The 21,403-nt window shown below is 38.1% G+C and carries 16 protein-coding genes and 1 riboswitch; of the genes, 4 read left to right on the top strand and 12 right to left on the bottom strand.

The window, feature by feature from the left end:
- Positions 1 to 63 precede the first annotated feature (63 nt).
- Both GVN22_RS06955 and GVN22_RS06950 read left to right on the top strand, forming a co-directional pair.
- Positions 64 to 2,880, top strand: coding sequence for a TonB-dependent receptor (locus tag GVN22_RS06955; protein WP_166550317.1), 2,817 nt, complete (start codon positions 64 to 66; stop codon positions 2,878 to 2,880).
- 180 nt (positions 2,881 to 3,060) lie between these two features.
- The gene (locus GVN22_RS06950) at positions 3,061 to 4,383 is read left to right on the top strand and encodes a T9SS C-terminal target domain-containing protein (protein WP_166550316.1); all 1,323 of its coding nucleotides are present in this window, start codon (positions 3,061 to 3,063) and stop codon (positions 4,381 to 4,383) included.
- 454 nt (positions 4,384 to 4,837) lie between these two features.
- Here GVN22_RS06950 and thiH read toward each other — a convergent pair whose 3' ends face one another.
- The 6 genes from thiH to thiS form a co-directional block, all read right to left on the bottom strand.
- Complete coding sequence (thiH, locus tag GVN22_RS06945; protein ID WP_166550315.1) at positions 4,838 to 5,950, bottom strand: 2-iminoacetate synthase ThiH; 1,113 nt, start codon at positions 5,948 to 5,950, stop codon at positions 4,838 to 4,840.
- A gap of 7 nt (positions 5,951 to 5,957) precedes the next feature.
- Positions 5,958 to 6,722, bottom strand: a complete 765-nt coding sequence (locus GVN22_RS06940) for a thiazole synthase (protein WP_166550314.1) — start codon at positions 6,720 to 6,722, stop codon at positions 5,958 to 5,960.
- 468 nt (positions 6,723 to 7,190) lie between these two features.
- Positions 7,191 to 7,835, bottom strand: coding sequence for a thiamine phosphate synthase (locus GVN22_RS06935; RefSeq protein WP_166550313.1), 645 nt, complete (start codon positions 7,833 to 7,835; stop codon positions 7,191 to 7,193).
- 27 nt (positions 7,836 to 7,862) lie between these two features.
- The gene (locus GVN22_RS06930) at positions 7,863 to 8,486 is read right to left on the bottom strand and encodes a thiamine phosphate synthase (protein WP_166550312.1); all 624 of its coding nucleotides are present in this window, start codon (positions 8,484 to 8,486) and stop codon (positions 7,863 to 7,865) included.
- A gap of 367 nt (positions 8,487 to 8,853) precedes the next feature.
- Positions 8,854 to 10,713 carry a phosphomethylpyrimidine synthase ThiC gene (gene thiC, locus GVN22_RS06925; protein WP_166550311.1) on the bottom strand — a complete coding sequence of 620 codons (1,860 nt, stop codon included), beginning with the start codon at positions 10,711 to 10,713 and terminating at the stop codon, positions 8,854 to 8,856.
- A gap of 55 nt (positions 10,714 to 10,768) precedes the next feature.
- On the bottom strand, positions 10,769 to 10,972 hold the full coding sequence (gene thiS, locus GVN22_RS06920; RefSeq protein ID WP_166550310.1) for a sulfur carrier protein ThiS: 204 nt from the start codon (positions 10,970 to 10,972) through the stop codon (positions 10,769 to 10,771).
- A 245-nt stretch (positions 10,973 to 11,217) separates the two neighbouring features.
- Positions 11,218 to 11,313: riboswitch (TPP riboswitch) on the bottom strand.
- A gap of 192 nt (positions 11,314 to 11,505) precedes the next feature.
- Between thiS and GVN22_RS06915 the strand changes: the two genes are divergently transcribed.
- Positions 11,506 to 12,525, top strand: a complete 1,020-nt coding sequence (locus tag GVN22_RS06915) for a 2-hydroxyacid dehydrogenase (protein WP_166550309.1) — start codon at positions 11,506 to 11,508, stop codon at positions 12,523 to 12,525.
- A 437-nt stretch (positions 12,526 to 12,962) separates the two neighbouring features.
- Here GVN22_RS06915 and GVN22_RS06910 read toward each other — a convergent pair whose 3' ends face one another.
- The 5 genes from GVN22_RS06910 to GVN22_RS06890 all read right to left on the bottom strand — a co-directional run bounded on the left by GVN22_RS06910 (position 12,963) and on the right by GVN22_RS06890 (position 16,859).
- Positions 12,963 to 13,343, bottom strand: a complete 381-nt coding sequence (locus tag GVN22_RS06910) for a hypothetical protein (RefSeq protein ID WP_166550308.1) — start codon at positions 13,341 to 13,343, stop codon at positions 12,963 to 12,965.
- Positions 13,344 to 13,345: 2 nt separating this feature from the next.
- Entirely contained in the window at positions 13,346 to 13,756 is a 411-nt protein-coding gene (locus GVN22_RS06905; protein WP_166550307.1) for a hypothetical protein, read from the bottom strand.
- Between the two features lie 254 nt (positions 13,757 to 14,010).
- Positions 14,011 to 14,418 carry a hypothetical protein gene (locus GVN22_RS06900; RefSeq protein WP_166550306.1) on the bottom strand — a complete coding sequence of 136 codons (408 nt, stop codon included), beginning with the start codon at positions 14,416 to 14,418 and terminating at the stop codon, positions 14,011 to 14,013.
- 362 nt (positions 14,419 to 14,780) lie between these two features.
- Positions 14,781 to 16,337, bottom strand: coding sequence for a L,D-transpeptidase family protein (locus GVN22_RS06895; RefSeq protein WP_166550305.1), 1,557 nt, complete (start codon positions 16,335 to 16,337; stop codon positions 14,781 to 14,783).
- Positions 16,338 to 16,565: 228 nt separating this feature from the next.
- Complete coding sequence (locus GVN22_RS06890) at positions 16,566 to 16,859, bottom strand: thioredoxin family protein (protein ID WP_166550304.1); 294 nt, start codon at positions 16,857 to 16,859, stop codon at positions 16,566 to 16,568.
- Positions 16,860 to 17,058: 199 nt separating this feature from the next.
- On the opposite strand from GVN22_RS06890, the gene GVN22_RS06885 reads away from it, so the two are divergent.
- A complete protein-coding gene (locus tag GVN22_RS06885) occupies positions 17,059 to 17,904 on the top strand; it encodes a universal stress protein (protein WP_166550303.1) in 846 nt (281 codons plus the stop codon).
- A gap of 75 nt (positions 17,905 to 17,979) precedes the next feature.
- Here GVN22_RS06885 and GVN22_RS06880 read toward each other — a convergent pair whose 3' ends face one another.
- Positions 17,980 to 21,159 carry a response regulator gene (locus GVN22_RS06880; RefSeq protein WP_166550302.1) on the bottom strand — a complete coding sequence of 1,060 codons (3,180 nt, stop codon included), beginning with the start codon at positions 21,157 to 21,159 and terminating at the stop codon, positions 17,980 to 17,982.
- Between the last annotated feature and the right edge of the window lie 244 nt (positions 21,160 to 21,403).

The following is a 21,403-nucleotide window of genomic DNA, read 5'->3' as shown; positions in this document are numbered from 1 at the left end:
TATTCAAGTAATAATTTTGTTGCGTCGAAGATATAGAGACATTTCTATTTAATACACATACACATGCAACGAAATTTATTACTCAGTACTCTTCTATTTTTATTCACTGCTTTAGTGTCTTTTGCTCAAACAGGAAGCATTAAAGGTAGCCTTAAAGATGCAAAATCTAACGAGCTAATGTTAGGAACTGCGGTAAGAGTAGAAGGAACACAAATCGGTACACAAACAAATATGCAAGGCGAATTTGAATTATCGCGTGTACCTGCTGGAGTTCACACTGTTATTTTTTCATTTGTAGGTTACGAAAGCAAAGTAATTTCAAATGTAAGAGTTGAAGCAGGAAAAACAACCTTAATAAACACAACGATTGCTGAGGCCAACACTACACTCGATGCAGTGGTAGTACGTGGTACTAAAAATAAAGGAACTGAGGTTTCGGTTATTACAGAAATTAAAAAAGTAGAACAAATAGCTGTTGGTATTTCGGCACAGCAAATCCAAAAAACACAAGACCGTGACGCTTCGGCTGTTGTACGTCGTGTGCCAGGGGTATCTATCCAAGATGACCGTTTTGTGATTGTACGTGGTTTGAACGAACGTTACAATACCGTAATGCTCAACGATGCGATTACGCCTTCTACTGAAGTAGATACAAAAGCATTCTCATTCGACTTGATTCCTTCTACAGCCATCGACCGTATGTTGATTTTCAAATCGGGGTCTGCTGATCTTCCTGGTGAATTTGGTGGTGGTGTGATTAAGATTTATACTAAAACCATTCCAGATGGAAATTCTTTCACAGCTGGTTTTTCATTAGGACATCGTAGTAATACAACTTTCCAAACAGCTACTACGTATAAAGGAAGCGGTACAGACTTTTTAGGTTTCGATAACGGTTTGAGAGGTTTGCCTTCTTCTATCCCTAGCACAAGTACAATCTTATCTGGTGCTAATACTCCTGCTGTAGTAAATGCTTTCAAATCTTTGCCAAGTTATTTCAACCAAAGCTCACTATCGGTATTGCCAGATTTTAGAGGTAACTTAGGAATGACACGTCGTTTTAATGTTGGTAATTTAGAAGTAGCAACTATCAATGCTGTTAACTACAGTCTTACTCACCAAAGAACGCCAAATATCGAGTTTTATCGTTATGCTTACAACGCTGATGCTGGTAATACAGCTAGTGAAAAAGAATTTGCTTACAACGATAACGCTTATGCTGAAAACGTTAGAGTAGGTGTAATGTCAAACTGGGCTTTGATTATTAACCCTGCTAACAAAATTGAATTCCGTAATTTGTTTAACCAATTGGGCTCTAAAGAAACTGTTTTGAGAAATGGTTATAACAACAATAATATTGAGTTGAAAAACTACTCGATGACTTACGAGCAAAAGAGTATTTACTCTGGTCAGTTGAGTGGTACGCACGAATTGTCAGATATGACTAAGTTGACTTGGACAGGTGGTTACGGATACACAAACCGTCAGGAACCAGACAACCGTCGTTTTACTTCGAGCCGTACATTGGGTAGCAACGATCCATTCACCATCAATATTCAACAATCGCAAAGTCCAACTTTACAACAAGCGGCACGTTTTTACTCAGCATTAACTGAAAATGTAGTATCGGGACGTATCGACTTAGAGCACCGTATCGGTAAAGCAGATGCATCTGAAAAAGAATTGATTAAGCTTCGTGCTGGTACATATCTCGAAAAGAAAGACCGTAATTTTGCTGCTCGTTGGTTTGGTATCGTAAATGCCAATAATGTAGGAGATGCAATTTTGACGCAATCACCAGACAAATTCTTCGACCCAGCCAACCTATCTACAACAGGATTGTTTTATAACGAAGGTACTGGTTACGAAGATGCGTACAAAGCTCGTAACGAATTGTACGCAGGTTATGTAAATGCTTATGTGCCTTTCTCAAGTAAATTCAACGCTTCGTTTGGTGTAAGAGCAGAACAAAACCGTCAGCAATTAGTAACCTTGAAACGTGGTAGTGGCGAGAAATTAAACGTAGACAGACCATTATTAAGCTGGTTGCCTTCTGTAACACTTTCTTATGTATTGAACGACAAAAACCAGATTCGTGCAGCTTACAGCCAAACAGTAAACCGTCCTGAATTCCGTGAGTTAGCGCCATTTCCTTATTATGACTTTAACTATGACGTAACTCGTGTAGGTAACTCTGAGTTGAAAACAGCAACCATCGCTAACTACGATTTACGTTACGAATTCTATCCTTCAGAAGGTGAAGTAATCTCACTTGCGGCCTTCTACAAGCAATTTACAAACCCAATCGAAGCTAGAATTTTGAATGCAGGTTCGGGTATTGCCTTCGGTGTTGGAAATGCAGAAAAAGCATTCAGTAGAGGTTTGGAATTAGAAATGCGTAAATCATTGAAGGGCTTAGCTAGTTCAAAATTTGTGGATAACCTAACACTTTTGTTGAACGCTTCAATCATTGATTCAGATGTGAAAACAGGTTTTAGCGGACAATCTTCAGACAGCCGTTTCTTACAAGGTCAGTCTCCATACTTGATTAACGCTGGTGTTTATTACAACGATAACGAAAGCAACCTTTCTGCCAACGTTCTTTATAATGTTGTAGGTTCTCGTATTTTCTTGGTAGGTGATGGTGTTGTATTCCCAACAGTATATGAAATGCCAAGAAATGTAATCGACTTAAACGTTACAAAAGGTTTCGGAAAGCATATCGAAGTGAAAGTAGGTATCCAAGATTTGTTGAATCAGCCATTTAGATTCTATAACGATACTAACAACGATAAGAAGATTGAAACTGGAAAAGATGATGTGTTCAGAACTTACAAACGTGGTACAACATCAACGATCGGTATCAATTACAAGTTCTAATCCAGTGAGAAGATTGGTTAATTGTATATCAGTTATCAGTAAATTATCAAAATCCATTAGCTGAGTGGTAGCTTCAGGAGTGAAACTAAATTCAGCTTTGTAAAACCGTACACAAACTTTTTTAACAGAATAAACATAAGCCATCGCTTAGCTATTTTGTGAAAGCCAATATCAGAAATCATGAAAAATATACATAAACTTCTTTACATCACTGCCATTGCTTTAGCAACTACTTCATGTGGTAAATTGGAAAACGATTTTCAAGAACCAACACCAGTAGCAAGTCGTGAAATGGTGGTAGTAAAAGGTTCTATTACATCAAATACAACTTGGACTGCCGATAAGAAATACCTTTTAAATGGTTTTGTTTACGTAGAAGAAGGCGTAACCCTAACGATTCAGCCTGGGACAATCATCAAAGGTGATTTGCCAACAAAAGGTACTTTGATTATCAAGCCAGGGGCAAAAATTTTAGCAGAAGGCACAGAAGATAAACCTATCGTATTTACGTCTAACCAAGCAATCGGTCAACGTAAAGCTGGTGACTGGGGTGGTGTAATTATTTTAGGAAAAGCTAAAGTAAATAAGACGCCTATCACAATTGAAGGTGAAAACGTAACAACTTTTGGTGGAACCAACGATGCTGATAACTCTGGTATTTTGAAATATGTACGTATCGAATTTGCAGGTGTTGCTTTCGAAACAGATAAAGAAGTTAACGGTTTGACGCTTGGTGGTGTAGGTTACGGAACAAAAATAGACTATGTACAAGTTTCGCATTCTGGCGATGACGCTTTCGAATGGTTTGGTGGTGCTGTAAATGCCAAACACTTGATTTCATACCGTACTCTGGATGATGATTTTGATACAGACAATGGTTTCTCAGGAAATGTACAATATGCAGTAGCACTCCGTGACCCATTAGTAGCTGACCAGTGTAGTTGTTCTGACTCAAATGGTTTTGAATCAGATAACGATGGTTCTGGTTCAACGGCATTGCCACAAACCTCTGCCAAATTTGCAAACGTGAGTATCTATATTGCTAACGGTACTGTTGACAAAAAATACCGTTCTGCTTTCCGTATCAGACGTAACTCTGCTTTGAGTATTTATAATACCGTTGTAAATGGTGCATTTCCAAAAGCTGGTTTAGAATTAGAAGGAACGTTGTCACAAGACAATTTCAAAAATGGCAAGTCGGATTATAAAGGAGTTGTAATTACAGGAACAACTGCTCCGATTTTGAACGTTGAGACAGCCATGTTTAATGATGCGAACCGTAAAAATGCTATTAGCTGGTCATTAACAGATTTAGGTTTACAAGCAGATTTCAACCTTTTGGGTGCTCCAAAATTCAGCCCACAAAAAGGTTCAAGAATATTAGCTGATGGCGTAGTATTGCCAACAGGTTTCGATTCAGCGAGTTTCAGAGGTGCTTTTGATGGCTCAAATGATTGGACTCAAAAATGGACGAATTTCAATCCTCAAACTACTGAGTACTAAAAGACAAGAAGTCCGTTAGGATTTTTTATATTGGTGTAATGAAGAAAAGCTTAAGGCCCTGCCTTAAGCTTTTTTGGTTTTGATGAATGATAAGTAAGTATTAATGCTGAATTATGAGTTGAGAGTTTTGAGTTGTCCTTTGTCCTTGCCTAAAATAGGTTGCTTTTTAGATTTAGCGAATAGTATTATTATTGCTGAGAAAAGCTCCGTAGGAGCGACAGTTTGGTAGAATATATAGAAATAAAAGTCCCTTTAGAGCGCCGTAGGTGCGAAAGACTTCACGATAGTTGGTGTTCTTTCGCACCTACGGCGCTAAAGTAAATGGTGTTAGTTTTCCTTACGATTTTCTGAGTCAATACACTTTTCTCTTCAAAAGAATTGAATAATGTTGAAAATTTACTGAAGATAAGGCAACCTATTTTAGGCAAGGACAATTCACAATTCAACATTATTCTCATTGCAAAAGTCTATCCCAATTCTTCCAAACAGGTTCATAACCTTGCGCCTGAATAACAGAGGCGATTGCCTGTGGTGAGCGCTCATCGCTGATTTCAAATTGTTCCAAAGATTCTGGTTCAACCACATATCCACCTGGGTTGGTTTTGGAACCAGCACTCATCGACGTAATACCGAGTTTGATAATATTGTCTCTAAAAATCTCATTTTCTCGGGTAGAAATAGATAATTCTACTTCTTCGTCAAAAATGCGATAGGCACAAATCAGCTGTACTAACTCTCTATCTGACATTTCTACTTTTGGCTCTAAGCCGCCCGAAAATGGTCGAAGCCTCGGAAAAGAGATGGAATAGGTACTTTGCCAATAGCGCTTTTCTAAATATCTAAGATGCAAGGCTGTGAAAAAGCAATCAACCCGCCAATCTTCCAAGCCTATGAGTACTCCCAGACCCATTTTGTGAATCCCCGCTGCACCTAATCGGTCTGGTGTTTGGATTCTGTACTGGAAATTCGATTTTTTACCTTTTGGATGATGTTTTTTGTAATCCTCCTCATGATAAGTTTCTTGATATACCAGTACTGCGTGTACCCCTTCAGCAACCAAAATTTCATATTCGTCTTGGTCGAGGGGCTGTATTTCGATAGATATTTGAGAAAAATAGGGTTTTATCAATCGAATTACTTTTTGCAAATAGGGTACGCCAACCGTCTGATTAGCTTCACCAGTTACCAATAGTACGTGTTCATACCCCATGCGTTTGAGCACAGCTACTTCCTGCAAAATCTCTTCTTCGGTAAGTGTCTTTCTTCTGATTTTGTTATCAAAACTAAACCCACAATAAGTACAGATATTTTGACACTCATTCGAAAGATACAGCGGCACATACATCTGTATGGTTTTGCCAAAACGCTTTTGAGTCAGTCTGTGACTTAATTGAGCCATTTCTTCCAAAAAACCAGTAGCAGCAGGCGAAATCAACGCTTTGAAATCTTCCAAATCTCGCTTACCAGATTTTTGGAGTGCTCTTATGACATCCTGAGGTGTTTTTTGATAAATACTCTCTCGGATTTCGTCCCAAGTATGTTGTTGAAAAACTTGATAAAAGTCCATATTTCCACTAATTCAAAAATGTCGTTAATGGGCTACTAGCCACAGCCTGTTGTTGCATAGGAGCTAATTTGGCTTCATACGCCATGCGTCCAGCTTCAACGGCATATTTGAATGCCAGACCCATTTGAACAGGGTTTTCCGAAACGGCTATTGCCGTGTTGACCAATACTGCATCTGCACCCATTTCCATCGCCTTAGCTGCATCCGAAGGTGCTCCGATTCCAGCATCTACGACTACTGGTACACGGCTTTGTTCGATAATTATTTCAAGAAAATCAATCGTTTTCAAGCCTTTATTACTACCAATAGGCGACCCCAATGGCATTACTGCGGCTACGCCAACCTCTTCGAGTCTCTTGCACAGCACAGGGTCGGCATGGATATAGGGTAATATTACAAAACCTAGTTTGACCAATTCCTCAGCTGCTTTTAGCGTCTCGATTGGGTCAGGCATTAAGTATTTTGGGTCAGGGTGAATTTCGAGTTTTAACCAATTGGTTTCTAATGCCTCACGAGCAACTTGTGCGGCAAAAATGGCCTCTTTCGCATTTCGAACACCAGAGGTATTAGGCAGCAAATTGATGCGATCATGGTGGAGATATGACAGGATATCATCCTCCTTTTCAGTAAGACTTACTCGTTTGAGGGCAACAGTCACCAATTCTGACCCTGATGCCAGAATGCTCTCTTCCATAAGAGAAGCACTACTAAATTTTCCAGTCCCTGTAAATAACCTAGACTGAAAGGTTTTATCTGCAATTTGTAAAGACATAGTTGAGTAATGAGAGGGAGGATTTCAGATATTAGATATTTGATGATTTTTTTCCTTAGAGTATGTTTGATATTCTTAAGGTATTTAAAATGAGTGCATTGCGTCTTGCGTGTTTAGTTTTCTGAAATCCTGTTGTTTGAGCCGCAGGCGAGTTTAGGATTTCTTGACTTTCTTTTGCGGCCGCCGCGCGGTTACTTTTCTTGTGTCAAGACAAGAAAAGTAAGGTGTGTCGAAAGGAAATTTAGTTTTATTTGATAAAGGTTAGATAAAACTTATAAATGAAGCTGTTTAAACTTTTCAAAAAGCATATTTTATTGATTAATTCTTCGTCTTACTTTTTGTCTTGATACAAAAAGTAACAAAAAAATCAAGAATTTATAAACTCGCTTCGCTCAAACAGTATAAATTCATTGCTTACGCGAGCATGTTTATGAAAGTTTAAACAGCTTCAATATGCACTTATTCCTATCATTTCGCACTCACCGCTAAGTTTAACATACCCAATAACTCTTGTGTGACTGCTGAAGGATTTTCGGCTATATTTATTAAAGAGGATACCGCAACTCCGTGTAAACCTGCTGCTAGTAAATCCTCAATATCATCTGCTTTTACGCCTCCAATACCCACTACAGGTAGATTGTGCCCTAATGTTCTGAACTGAGTTAGGATACGTTTATATCCCTCTAACCCTACGATGGGACTTAGGTTTTTCTTGGTATCCGTAAACCTCAAAGGTCCTAGTCCAATGTATTGTACTGTTCCACTGGCTACATGTTTGAGCATATCTTGGAGGGTATTGGCAGTGCCACCAATAATCATTTTTTCACCCACAATCTGACGAGCTTCTAAGGGCGACATATCTTGTTTGCCCAAATGCAAACCTTCTGATTGTATTTTCGCAGCGATATGAGAATTGTCATTTACAATCAATTTGGCACCAAAACTTTTACATACCTCTTGAGTGCGTAAAGCCGTTTCGAGCCATTGAGATTCTTCTTGAGTTTTTACTCTTAACTGCACCCAGTCTGCACCACCTTCACAGGCACGTTGCGCTTGCTCCCAGTGAGGAATATGTGCGAGATCTTGGGTTATATAATGAAGTCTTGAAATCATCGTGTTGTTAAATTTTGAGCTTTGGTTCTAAGAACTCAAAGCTGTTTGTATTTCGGAAAAGGCTTCTACAGGTGAGGGTGCTTGCCATACACTACCCAATAATGCTACTCCTGCAATATTCTTGTTTTTGAGGGAATGAATATTGTTTTGCTCAATGCCACCTAAGGCGACGATAGGAGGGACTTTGCTATTGTTAAATACAAAATCCTCCACCACTTCTGGCGAAATAGCAGCTTTGTAACCAGGTTTTGAAATACTGTCAAAAAACGGACTGAGAAATACATAGTCGAGTTTTGAAGGCATTTTCAGTATTTCTTCAAACTTATGTACCGAAGCGCTTACTGTTAAACCTCTTCGCTGTACTGGGCGAATATATTCTTTTAGTTGTCCTTGCTCCTGTAATTCCTCCCAAACGTGCGTAGTAAGATGAATCCCCTTGATATTGTATTTCGCCATCAATTGATATTGACTATGTAGTACCAATCGCTTCATATACTGCGGTTTAAATTGTCGAATAAAATCTTCAATTTGTTCCAGTGACGCATTGGGCTTTCGCACATGTAAAGTCGTTAGACCAGCTTCAAAAAGCTGTTCTAGTATCTGAACTTCATTTGGTATAAATTCTGGGGGTGTGAGCAGGAGTATAAACATGATGTTAAAGGTTGTGTGATAAGTTTTGAGTAATGAGTTTCTTAATTTTCTTGCCTAAAATACGTTGCCCTCAAATAGCAATAAACAAAGGCAAAGCGATATTTGATAACTTCAAAATATACAATACTTTTCAGAAAAGAATGTTTCCGATTAATGGAATTAACATGAAGTTTTATTTCTATAAAATCCTTGAAATTAACCTTTTACTTTTCCTTGAAGATAAAGTTTCTCCTTTAGCTTCCATTTTTATGATTATCTTAAAAGTAAAAATCACATATATTCACTACTTGAATTTTAAAAACTCAGGGCAACCTATTTTAGGCAAGGACAAAGGACAACTCCACACTCAAAACTCCCAACTCATCACTTACAGATATACCTCTGCGCCTTTTTCTACAAATTGTTGTGCCTGAGCTTGCATACCTAAGTCAATAGCTTCATCTTCGGAGATACCCTGTGCTTCTGCATAATCACGAACTTCCTGTGTGATTTTCATAGAACAAAAACTTGGTCCACACATTGAGCAGAAATGGGCAATTTTAGCGCCATCGGCAGGTAAGGTTTCATCGTGAAACTCACGAGCCGTATCTGGGTCGAGCGAAAGGTTGAACTGGTCTTCCCAACGGAATTCAAAACGTGCTTTGCTTAGGGCATTGTCACGCACTTGTGCTCCCGGGTGTCCTTTGGCTAAGTCGGCAGCATGGGCAGCAATTTTATAGGTGATTACTCCGTCTTTTACATCTTTTTTGTTAGGTAAACCCAAGTGTTCTTTTGGCGTTACATAGCATAACATGGCGCAACCAAACCAACCAATCATTGCGGCGCCAATACCTGAGGTAATATGGTCATAGCCTGGGGCAATGTCGGTAGTCAATGGTCCAAGCGTGTAAAATGGCGCTTCATGACATTCTTTCAATTGCTTGTCCATATTTTCTTTAATCATGTGCATTGGTACGTGACCCGGACCTTCAATCATGACCTGAATATCATGTTTCCACGCAATTTTGGTCAGTTCGCCAAGTGTTTCGAGTTCAGCAAATTGTGCTGCATCGTTGGCATCGGCGATACTTCCCGGGCGGAGTCCATCACCCAATGAGAAACTTACATCATAAGCTTTCATGATTTCACAAATTTCCTCGAAATGTGTGTACAAGAAGTTTTCTTTGTGATGCGCCAAACACCATTTTGCCATGATACTTCCACCACGAGACACGATTCCCGTTACGCGTTTAGCAGTAAGTGGCACATAACGTAAAAGTACTCCTGCGTGTATCGTGAAATAGTCAACACCCTGTTCGGCTTGTTCGATAAGCGTATCTCTAAATAGCTCCCAAGTCAAATCTTCGGCTTTTCCTCCAACTTTTTCAAGTGCTTGATAAATCGGAACGGTTCCGATGGGCACTGGCGAATTTCGGATAATCCACTCACGAGTTTCATGAATATTTTTACCTGTCGACAAATCCATGATGGTGTCGGCTCCCCAACGACAAGCCCAAACGGCTTTTTCAACTTCTTCTTCGATGCTTGAACTTACGGCTGAGTTACCAATATTGGCATTGATTTTTACCAAAAAATTACGTCCAATAATCATAGGCTCACTTTCTGGGTGATTGATATTGGCAGGAATAATAGCACGTCCAGCGGCGATTTCTTCACGTACAAACTCAGGTGTAATTACGCCTTTGGGTGTATTGGCGCCAAAACTGTAGCCTTCGTGCTGATGCCCTAAAGTTTGTAGGGATTCAATTTTTTGATTTTCACGAATCGCAATATATTCCATTTCTGGAGTGATAATACCCTTCTTGGCGTAATGTAATTGCGTTACATTTTGACCAGCTTTTGCTTTTCTTGGTTTAGCCAAATAGTTAAATCGAAGTTCGTCTAATGACTTCATATTCAAACGCTCTTGTCCGTATTCTGAACTAATCGAGTCTAATTGCTCTGTATCACCACGCCCAATAATCCACTCTTCACGAAGCTTTGGAAGACCTTTTCTTACATCAATTTCTATCGTTGGATCAGTGTAAGCACCCGAAGTATCATAGACTGCTACCGAAGGATTTTTGGTAAAAACATTACCAGAAATTTTGGTATCAGTCAAACTGATTTCACGCATTGCTACCTGAATATTATGGATAGCACCAGGGACATAAATCTTACGGGAATTTGGAAAAGGGCTACGGCTGATAGCTTCTGTCGAAGGAGCTACCTCAATACTTTTTTTCATAGAAGAATGATGAGTTAAAATAATTGATTTTACAATAGGAATGGAGTAAGTCAACTTATCCTCCTTGACTTGCTCGAATGAGAGTCACTTGGTCGTTTTCTTGAAAAACATGACTTTGCCACTCGGATTTGGGCAAAACCATATCATTGACCGCTATGGCTAAGCCTTTGACCTGAGCCAAATGAAATTGTTCGAGTAAATCTTCGACTTTGAAGCTGGATGCTACGTCAGTAGCTTCGGAATTGATAAATACGGTCATGTTTGTAAAATATTAAATACCAACGCGACCCTTAGGAGTGGATTAGACAGAACAGTTTTTGCTTAAATGATTTTGCGAGCGAATGCTATTGTGCTCGGTATAGGATTGAAGCGCCATTTATCAAATACAGCCCAACACAATCGGTCTGTATAGGACAAACTATCCCAACAATTTCCTTTATCATCAATCAAAAACTTCAGCTTGAAATATTTTGGAGATAGCCCATAAAGGCTATTCTACGAAAAGTATTTTGCTCTGCTTTTTCCTTCGCAACCATTACGCTGTTCAGGTTCAAAGGGTATAATCTCAGCCCGTATATTAAGGCACCCCTAAAGTCTGCTACAAACTTAAAGGACGTTTTTGAAAGAAAAAAGAGAAATGTGTTTTTTATTTAAAATCAGTCATGACTTTGTGTGGATGAGCATAAGTAGCTAATAGACTGATAAATGTCATGGATAAAAGTGAGATAGAAGGATAATTTTGAAACATAAAAAAGGCTAAACCTTCTTTTATTAACCAAAATTCTATCCCGTATGAAAGCGCTGATTTATAGTACTAAAGAGTTTGAAAAAGCATCGTTGCAAAACGCTAACCAACAAAAACACGATATTACGGTTACAGGAAAACCTTTGAATATGGATACCGTGAAAATGGCAGAAGGATTTGATGTAGTGGTACTTTTTACCAACGACGATGCCTCTGAGCCTGTACTTCGTGCCTTAAATGATTTGGGCGTAAAATATGTAGCGACTCGTTCGGTGGGTGTCGATCATATAAATCTTAAAGTAGCAGCCGAGTTGGGTATTCGAGTGGCTAATGTACCGCATTATTCTCCTAATTCTGTAGCAGAGCATACCGTAGCATTAATGATGGCTTTGAATAGAAAGCTTATCATGGCCGATACCAAAGCCCATAACTACCAGTTCGATTTGAGTAGCCTGATTGGGTTTGATATGTACCAAAAAACAGTCGGAATTATTGGTTTGGGGACTATTGGAAAAGTAGTAGCGGATATTCTGAAAGGCTTTGGTTGTAGGCTGTTGGTGTTTGACAAATACGCGGAGGAGGCAGATGACTACGAAGGGGTAACTTTTGTGACACTCAACGAATTGCTTGCTACTTCGGATATTATTACGCTTCACGCACCCTTGACAGAGGAAACTAAATATATGATTACCAAAGAGCAAATCGACAAAATGAAAACGGGTGTTATGCTTATTAATACCAGTCGTGGAGGTTTGGTCAAAACAGAGGATGTCTTACAGGGCTTGCGCGATGGAAAAATCGGTTATTTAGGTTTGGACGTTTACGAAAATGAAAGAGGTATTTTCTTCAAAAACCATTTCGAAACCGAAGGACGTGATGAGTTATTGACCGATTTACTCAACTTCAACAATGTGATTATTACTGGACATCAAGCATTTTTAACGCAAGAAGCATTAACCAATATTGCAGATAAAACGATTCAAAATCTCGATGAGTGGCAGTTGGGTACACCAGAAGAATGTAATGCAAAGGTCGGGAAAATACATCCGCTCGAAGAATTGCAATAGAGTGTACGAGTTATAATGGAGTGTAGAGTGCTGAGTTTTGAGTGATGAGATTAAAATAGTAGAGAATTTCTTTTCCTCTTAGTGTGCGACTTAAGTTGCACACTAAGAGGAAAAAGCGGTCGGAAAGTAATTTTCGACCGCTTTTTTTGATACTACCATAGCTAGATATTATTCGGCTTAGGACACAATCATTGCGTCTCTACTGGTAAATTTCAAATAAAAATAATCACTCATTCACTCAATCTCAATTCACTAAATTAAGCGCTTTTTAAAGCTCTTTGCACAAACAAAAATGGCTTCCTTTAAAGAAGGGAGCCATTCAAATCTATCTCTAAACCACTTGTTATTTCTCATTAAATAAGTTATCGAGTTTTCGTAAATCATCCTTTTAATGACGAATCTGTTTCCAAAAACAGATAGGCGATTAACTAATAACTTTACAATACATTCGATAAAAACTGATACAATTGATGTTTGTGTAAAATAAAGTCTTTTTCGAGTGTTTGAAATGCTGAGCGACGACGCTCATGAATCATTTGAATTTGCTGGTCAAACAAAAACTGCTTGCCTTGAGCGTATTCGGCAAAAGATTTTTCTTGTGCTAAAATCGCAATGGCTAAGCTTTCTATTTCCGATTCACTGTGTTTAAATAATGCCAAAAAGTCTCGCGCTTTTGTGGTGACATTGTCAGCTGTATTGTGTTGCAAAACATCATTGAGCAGTCTGACAAAAAACTTAATTTCACCAGCATAGAAAGTCAAACTTTCGGCCCATTTGGTGTTTTCAAAATGGCATAACTCAAATTTTAAAGTTTCCATAGCTAGTTCATTATGTCGGTCATAAATTCATAAAATGAGTGCTTGCTGGCATGAAAATCTTTTTCTAAAGCCCTAAAACGAACTCGTAAATTGCGGTGCTTTAGATAATGCTCTTCGCCTAGTTGAAAGTCCTTCTGTTGAGTCTCCAAACCAAAAAGATATTCTTCATGTTCGATGGCTTTGAGCAAGGCTTGAGTTTCTGTTCTTTCTTGCGCAAATTGTTCCTCCAAAGCAATCCATTCGTTTTGTAATGGTCTTGAAAGGTTCAACTCTCTCAAATGTTCCATCCAAGTTTCGAAATATTGAATTTCATCTCGAATGAAGCTCAAATTTGATAACCATTGCTGGTTTTCTCTATGATAAAGTTCAAACTTCAACGAACTTGTTTTGGGCTCAAATAGAACGTTTTCCATAGCGTTTGTCATTTTTGATATGTCAAAGTTCTACCTTTTTAGGAACCTAACATAGAACATTCGTCATAAGTAATACTGATAAAAGTCAAAGTGAAAAAAGCAGTTTGTGGGACTGTTGGGAAAAATATCTACAACGGCCGAGAGCCTAAAAAAACGGTTTCCTCAACCAAGAAAACCGTTCGCCATCCCAAACTAACAAGTAAAATTATTTGTGGAAATGTGCTTTACTTCCTGCACACATCCGATCGTTTGTATTACAACGATTTGCACAAAAATCTGTACAAACGATGTTTTATATCATAGAAAGCCTTTTCTGCTTTTTGGAAATTTTCACGAATGACAATATGGCGATTATAGATTTCTTCACCCAGTAAAAAGTCTTTACCCATGGCGTCATCATCAAATCCCCATTCTTCTTCAATAATAGACTGATTTACGGCATCAATGTCGCCAGCAAGATTGTCTAATTCACGATTGAAAATAAAGGTTTCATTTTGTACTTCATGCGAAGTGTTTTTCTTGTTAACATTCGCAATAAGTCCTTTTAGATATTTGATTTCTTCTTTGAAAAAATCCAAAGATTTGAGCCATTCGCTATTCTCGCGGTGATAGAATTGATACTTAAATGAACGGTCAACTTCTAGGTTTTCGATAGTGCTCATGATGGTAAAGGTTTTGTTTTGTTATAGAAAAATATAAAAAGACTAAGTCAAGATGGTAATAATAGTATCTTTCATACTGCTTGATTAGCAATTGATTATGCTACAAATTTGGCTTATTCCTTATAGGTAAACTAAGAGTAAAGTCATTTGCAGATATGATTTTTGTTGGAAAGAGCCAAACGATTAGGCAAGGCAGTACCCGGAATGTTTGATGTCGGATATTGGATGTCAGATTTCGGATGTATATCCTCCTTTTTGGAAGAAACAAAAGTATTTTTCCCCTATTTCCGCAATCAGAAATCCCCAATCCCCAATCGTTACAGCCCCTTCATCTAATGCCTTTTTGCCTGATTCCTATTTCCCTATTTTAGAATATCTTTCTTATAGATATCATCGTAAATTACCAAACTTCCAAAATCGTCAACATCGGCAGTGATATAGGTAATGAAGACTTTCACAGGAGTTTCTAAACTAAAGCTAGTAGGACTCAAGTGTGGCTCAAAACGCTTTTTGACAAACTCTTCTACCAGATTTCTATCTTGAAAAAGCATAGTTGCTAATTCATAAGGTTTTTCGAGACGAATACAGGCATTGCTTAGGTAGCGCTTATTTTTACTAAACAAATCTTTACGATTGGTATCGTGCAAATACAGAGCATACGGACTATCAAAGTCAAATTTGAGCAATCCCAATGAATTATCACACCCCGCTACCTGACGGACTTCATAAGGAAAATGGTCTTTCGATACCGTGCTCCAATCAATACTGTTGGCTTCTAGCACAAATCCTTTTTCATCGATTAATTGATAGCCATTATTTTCAAAAAAACTAGGTTCTTTTTGTTGAACTGGCAATAGCTCGTTGAGCGCTACATTTTTAGGAACTTCGTAGTAAGGGAAAAAGGTAATTTTATTGATTTCCGAACAGAGCGTTGGTGTTGGGGTAATAGGCTTACCCACAATCGTCTTCATACGCATCACCAAGCTATCTCGGTCATATAGCGCCAAGGTAGCAGAGGGAATGTTGATTTGTATATATCGCTGATTGTCAAGACAATTGATGACGCGCCAACGATTAAGATTGAGAATGAGCTGCGCACGCAACTTGGTTAATGGAATCGATAGTTTTGACAGAGTAACTGGTCCAAGAATTCCATCAGGAACAATATTGTATAAAGACTGAAAACCTTTCAGCGCATTCGTAATCATACCTTCTTTGAGAAGACTAACGTCGGTCATCGTTGGCAAAAAACCTAAATAATAGAGCTTTTTGATGAGCTCTTTATTTTCGGCAAAAGTCATAGTCTGAGTGACAAGTGGTTCCTGAAAACTATCATTTTCAACGAATATATTTAGCCGAGTCAATAAATTTTGTGTAGCCTGATATCCATAAGATTGCGGTTGTAAAAAAGAAATAACATCCTTGACACTGCCTTTGGCGTAGGTGTTGAGGAGCATCGCAGTAGGATTGAGGCAATGATTAGTATATCCCAAACCATTATAGGATAAATCTACAGACGTAACACCATTGGCAATATCCTTATAAAACTCCATAATAGAGTGCGTTAGGATAAGTTCATATTCCAAGGTTGGGAAATGCTTAGACGTCAAATAACTATAGTGATATTTTGCACGATTGAGTCCGTAGTCAGAAGCGTGTTTGAGTACCTCTAGGTATTCTTTTTGATAATCCGATGTACCTTCCAGCCAAACAGTTTTGTAAGAAATACTTTGATAAAAAGCTGCCACTTCAGAAGGATTTTCTATTTGCAACTCTTTGGCATAAGCTTGGTCAGAATGCAATTTTTGAATAAAGGATTTTAAATCTTCTTGTGTTTGAGCAATAGAAGTATTGTTCCATGTCATTCCAATAATGAGACAAAATGTTAATAGTTTTTTAAGGTAAGATTGCGCTTTCATGCTGTTTATTGATTTAGGTTAGGCAAATGATAAATTCATCAATGAATGCTTGGAAATGCCTTTTGTACCAAGCGTTTCAATCAAAAGAAGGGAAAGTAGCGACAATTGTAGAAGAGTCTTGATTGGTTCGCTTGAAGACAATGTGCTTGATGATAGAAAAGCAAGTCGTTTGTTGGTATTTGTTCAAATGCTACAGGCCTTTTGTCATGATAGACAAAAGGCACTGTATTATATGAATGCTTCACGATTGATGGGTTCAATCAGGGCCAGATTGTTTTTCAGTAAATCGATATTTGCATTTCCAACATGACGCCAACACTCCTTCCCATTGTATAAAATTAAATAGGTCGGCAATTGAGTCACCTTGAAAGTCTTGGCTACCTCTGGGTTATTTTTTACACTAACCGCAAGATAGCTTGCAATGGTTGGATTGTTTTTTTTGAGTCTTTCAAAAACCTCCAACTCTTCCTTATGAGTTTCGTAGAACAACATAAGGACTGGTGTTTGTGTGTGACTTGCCATAAGTATTTCAAATTTTATCCCCTGTTTTGATAGCAAATATTCAAGAAGAAATAGCTCAATAGAATGAGTTTAAAGGGTACAAATAATGACTTTTATCAGTAGCGGATTTACTGATAAAGGTCACAAAATCAGCTAACTGAGCTCATGAGATTTATAGCTATTTTAAAGGAGATTTGTGCTCAACAAAACAGATAAAGCTATGAAAACGATCTTGTTGCCAACAGATTTTAGTCTCAATGCCAAGCACGCTGCCGACTTTGCGGTATCGTTGGCTGGGCTTATCGATGCAAAGATTATCTTGCTACATGCTTACGAATCGCCTGTTTCGACAACCCCCTTTGTATTGCCTTTGCCCCAGCAGGGTTTGATGCAAGAAGCTTTGGAAGAAACACGTACATTGTTGGCACAAACCAAGGACGATATGCTGGCAAAATATGGAGATGTGTTAGCCAATAAGCTTGAAACAAAATTGGTTTTTGGCAATCCAGTAGATAATATTTTGGAAGCCTCAGAAGAATTAAGACCTGATTTTTTAGTAATAGGAAGTTTAGGAGAAGGTGGTATTTTGGCCAATCTGTTTGGTTCGACAGCATTAAGTATTGTTCAAAAAAGCAAAATCCCAGTGTGGATTATACCACAACAATCCACAATACACACCATTAAGGAAGTGATATACGCCAGTGATTTGGAGGGAGATGAAGTAGGCTGTATCAACAAGATTATCAACATTGGGGAGCTGTTGGGAATAGATCATACCAAGTTGGTTCATGTGAAAGAATACTTGAGCCCAGAGGTATTCCCATCAAGTGAAATCATTGATTTATTAGAGGAGGAGTTCGGAGGCGAAAAAATCATTTTCCGCAATTTGTATCGAGATGACACCATCGTAGGTATCGACACATACATTCGAAATCAAAAACCAGATGCTGTGATTTTGGCACAACGCCCTAAAGGCTTTGTCGAAAAACTTTTTCATGAAAGCATTATCAAGCACTTGACACTCAGTTCGCAAATTCCTTTGTTGGTGTTACAAAAGAAATATTGATTACAAAATAAAGTTGAGGTTTAAGGTTGACGAAATTTTCGTCAACCTTATTTGTTTTATGGGTAAACCAGCACCCTACATCTCTTTCGCAATAATTCCTCTCGTAATAAGTATTTCTTGTTCTAATTCCTTGATAACCTGTTCAAAATAATCATGGTCAAATTCTTCGCGCTTCTCTAGTTTTTCAGCCAAATGAGCTAATTCATCAAAGCCACTCGATAAGGCAGTTCCTTTGAGTTTGTGAGCTAGTGACTTGATACCATTAAGGTTTTGCTGGGCAAATAATTCATGCAACTCTACCAAAAACTCTTGTAATTGTCTATCTGCAATTTCAAGTAACTGACTCATAAATACAGTATCATTTCCTAACCTGTGAGACAAATCCAGTTTATTAAAATGGATTTTTTCATTAGAAGGTGCACCTTCTCCTTTAACAGCTATCGGTTCCAAGTTGGGTTCAAGATTGAGCCATTCTTGAAGGGCTTTTTCCAAAGCTCCTTTTACAATAGGTTTGGTAATATAATCATTCATACCTGCCTCTAAGCATTTATCTCTTTCGCCTTTTACGGTTCCTGCGGTTAAGGCAATAATAGGCGTTTTCATTTTACCATTTTCATGTTCACGAATCAAGCGCGTTGCTTCGTAACCACTCATAATAGGCATTTGAACGTCCATTAGAATAATATCTACCCAATTGAGCTTAAACAAATCTACAGCAACTTTGCCATTTTCAGCCTCCAAAAGTTTGGCTTGTGGTAAGAGCCCTTTTACAATCGTTCGAGCCAGCATCATGTTTACGGGGTTATCCTCCACAATCATGATGTTTATTTCTTCAGCACTGAGCCACGGTGGAGCTTCTGGTGTTAGGTTCTCTCCTGCATGAAGCGAATCCAACTGCGATAAAGCATTGAAAAGATTACTTAAGCCAATAGGTTTCATTAATCTTTGCTTCACCGAATATGTTTTGCAGGCATCTATAATTTCTTGGTTGTCTGACGAACTGCATAACAAAAGAATATCTTGTTTTTCGGGTGTGTAGTCAGGCAGTTTTCGAATGTGTTTGATACTTTCGAGACCATCCATGTATGGCATGTGGTAGTCCATCAACACCAAATCATATTTGCGACCTTCTTTCAGGAAATCTAAAGCCTGAATACCATTTTCAGCTTCGTCAGTGGCAATAGACTTAATCGCCAACATTTCTTTTAAAATATGTCGGTTGTTGGCGTTGTCATCTACAATCAATACTTTCTGTAGTTTTTCCAAATTATCCCATTGCAATGGGTCTCCTTCTTCAGCTTTTACGGTGATTTCGAAGTAAAATGTACTCCCAATTCCTTTTTTACTCTTGAGTTGGAGGGTACTTTTCATTAAGCCCAAAAGCTTATTTGAAATGGTCAAACCTAAGCCTGTACCACCAAATTTGCGAGTTGTAGATTCATCTTCTTGTGAAAAAGCATTAAAAATCTTAGCCTGATTGGCTTCGTCAATACCGATACCTGTATCTCTTACCGAAAACTTAAAATGCCATTCACCTTCATTATAACTTTGGTATGCTTCTACTTTTAACTCTACCTCTCCTTGGGTGGTAAACTTGACGGCATTGCCCAAAAGGTTTACTAAAATTTGTCTTAAACGAATAGGGTCAGTCCAGACAAATCTTGGAATATCATGAGAAATATTGAGAAGGACTTCTAGCTTTTTGCTGTCCGCCTGAAAAGCTATCATGCTAATAATCTGATTACCTAAATCGAATATGTCGGTTTTTTCGATGGATAATTCTAATTTGCCAGCTTCTATTTTCGAGAAATCAAGAATGTCATTGATAATGTCCAATAACGAATGTGCCGATTGCGAAACCGTCGACATATACTTTCGTTGAGTTTCCTCTAGCTTGGTTTTCATCAATAAGTCCGTAAATCCGATGATACCGTTGAGAGGTGTTCTGATTTCATGACTCATATTAGCCAAAAATTCAGACTTCGCTCTGGCGCCTTGTTCGGCGAGTTCTTTGGAATTACGTAACGAAAAAGCAAAACGATAAGTTAAAATAAGGTTTTGGAAAAAGATAAAACCCAGATAGCCCATCGAAAAATAAATAGGATAATAATCAATTACTTGGTAATGTCCTAAAATACTAAGACTGATAGCTATACCAAAAAAAGCCATGCTCAGCATAGCGTAAAGTGTACCTTGTCGCTTGTTAAAATAGGCTCTAACTACCGTAAGGAAATTATACCCAACAAAAACTAATACTAAGTAATAGAAAAGGTTAGCGCTGTAGGTAAACACATGAACAGGTGCGGCAAGCATCATAATGAAAAAAGCCAAGCTTACTCCTGCCATAAAATAGATAAAAAGGTCGTCGGTTTCGTCTGGATAAAGTTTTCTTAAGAATAAACTGTAAATGAATATGCCCAAAAACATAGCACCATATTCGAGATGGATTGTCAAATGCCAGTCGAGACTAGGGAATAAATAATGGAAAAAATAGAGATTGTCTACGCCAATTACTCGATATACAAAAAGCAAACAGAATACGCCAAAATAGAGTACTTCCTTTTCGTGTTGTCCCATCAGATACAACCCAAAAAACAACAAACCACCCATCACCAAAATCCCTGTGAGTAACATATCTGATGCTAACTCTAACTCACGCTCATGATATACACGACTAGGCGTGCCGATTTTGATAGGGCGTGAAGCTCCCCCTTTATAGTGATCAAAATTGGCGATTTGAATTACTAGGTCGAGGGTATCTTTTTGCACGGCATATACCTGAACCTGCGGTAACCAATGAGGCTCATAATGTGCTTTATCTTTAGCGACTATTCCATTGTGGGCTATTTCTACATTATTCACCCAAAAACGATAACTGGTATAAATAGAAGGGATTGAAAATGCTAAAACAGGTGTTTTTTGAGCATCGATAAGCAATCTCAAATGGTATGTAGCATAGCCATACGCCTTGGCCGACTCATTGATTTGAGGGATTTCATTCCATACTTTAGTAAATTTTATGAAGTAGTCGGGTTGATGTTGCTGAACTTGTTGAAGTGTAAAAAGTTTTTCCCAATAAAATGCCCACTCTCCATCTAAAGAAATGGGAGCGTGTTCATCTAAATTTACACTTCTCAAATCTATTTGTCCCGAATTAGTAGCGTAAACTGTATCAAAAATAGTAAATAAACTTATGATAAGCACCAATCGTCTTACGAGATTAATGCTCTTATTTTTTCCACTCAAGAACCTCATAGTCGCTTGGTTAGATTGTTTTCAAGATATCTTAAGGGATACAGGATATAAAGTAATTGTCAATCGATAAGTAAAAAATACTCCCTTAATTTCTGCAATTGTATTGTAAAATACGACGTTTATCTGGAATGTGCTAATTTTGTGCGAATAATTTATGTTTCGGAAACTTAGCTCTACAAATCCTAAATAATAAATTTTTTCAAAAAAATACCGAAGGAATAGACGTAATAGTTCTGAGTGAAAG

Source organism: Cellulophaga sp. BC115SP (genome assembly GCF_009905545.1).
In the GTDB taxonomy this organism is placed as follows: Bacteria; Bacteroidota; Bacteroidia; order Cytophagales; family Spirosomataceae; genus Flectobacillus; species Flectobacillus rivi.
This window is presented reverse-complemented; position numbering and strand designations above follow the sequence as displayed.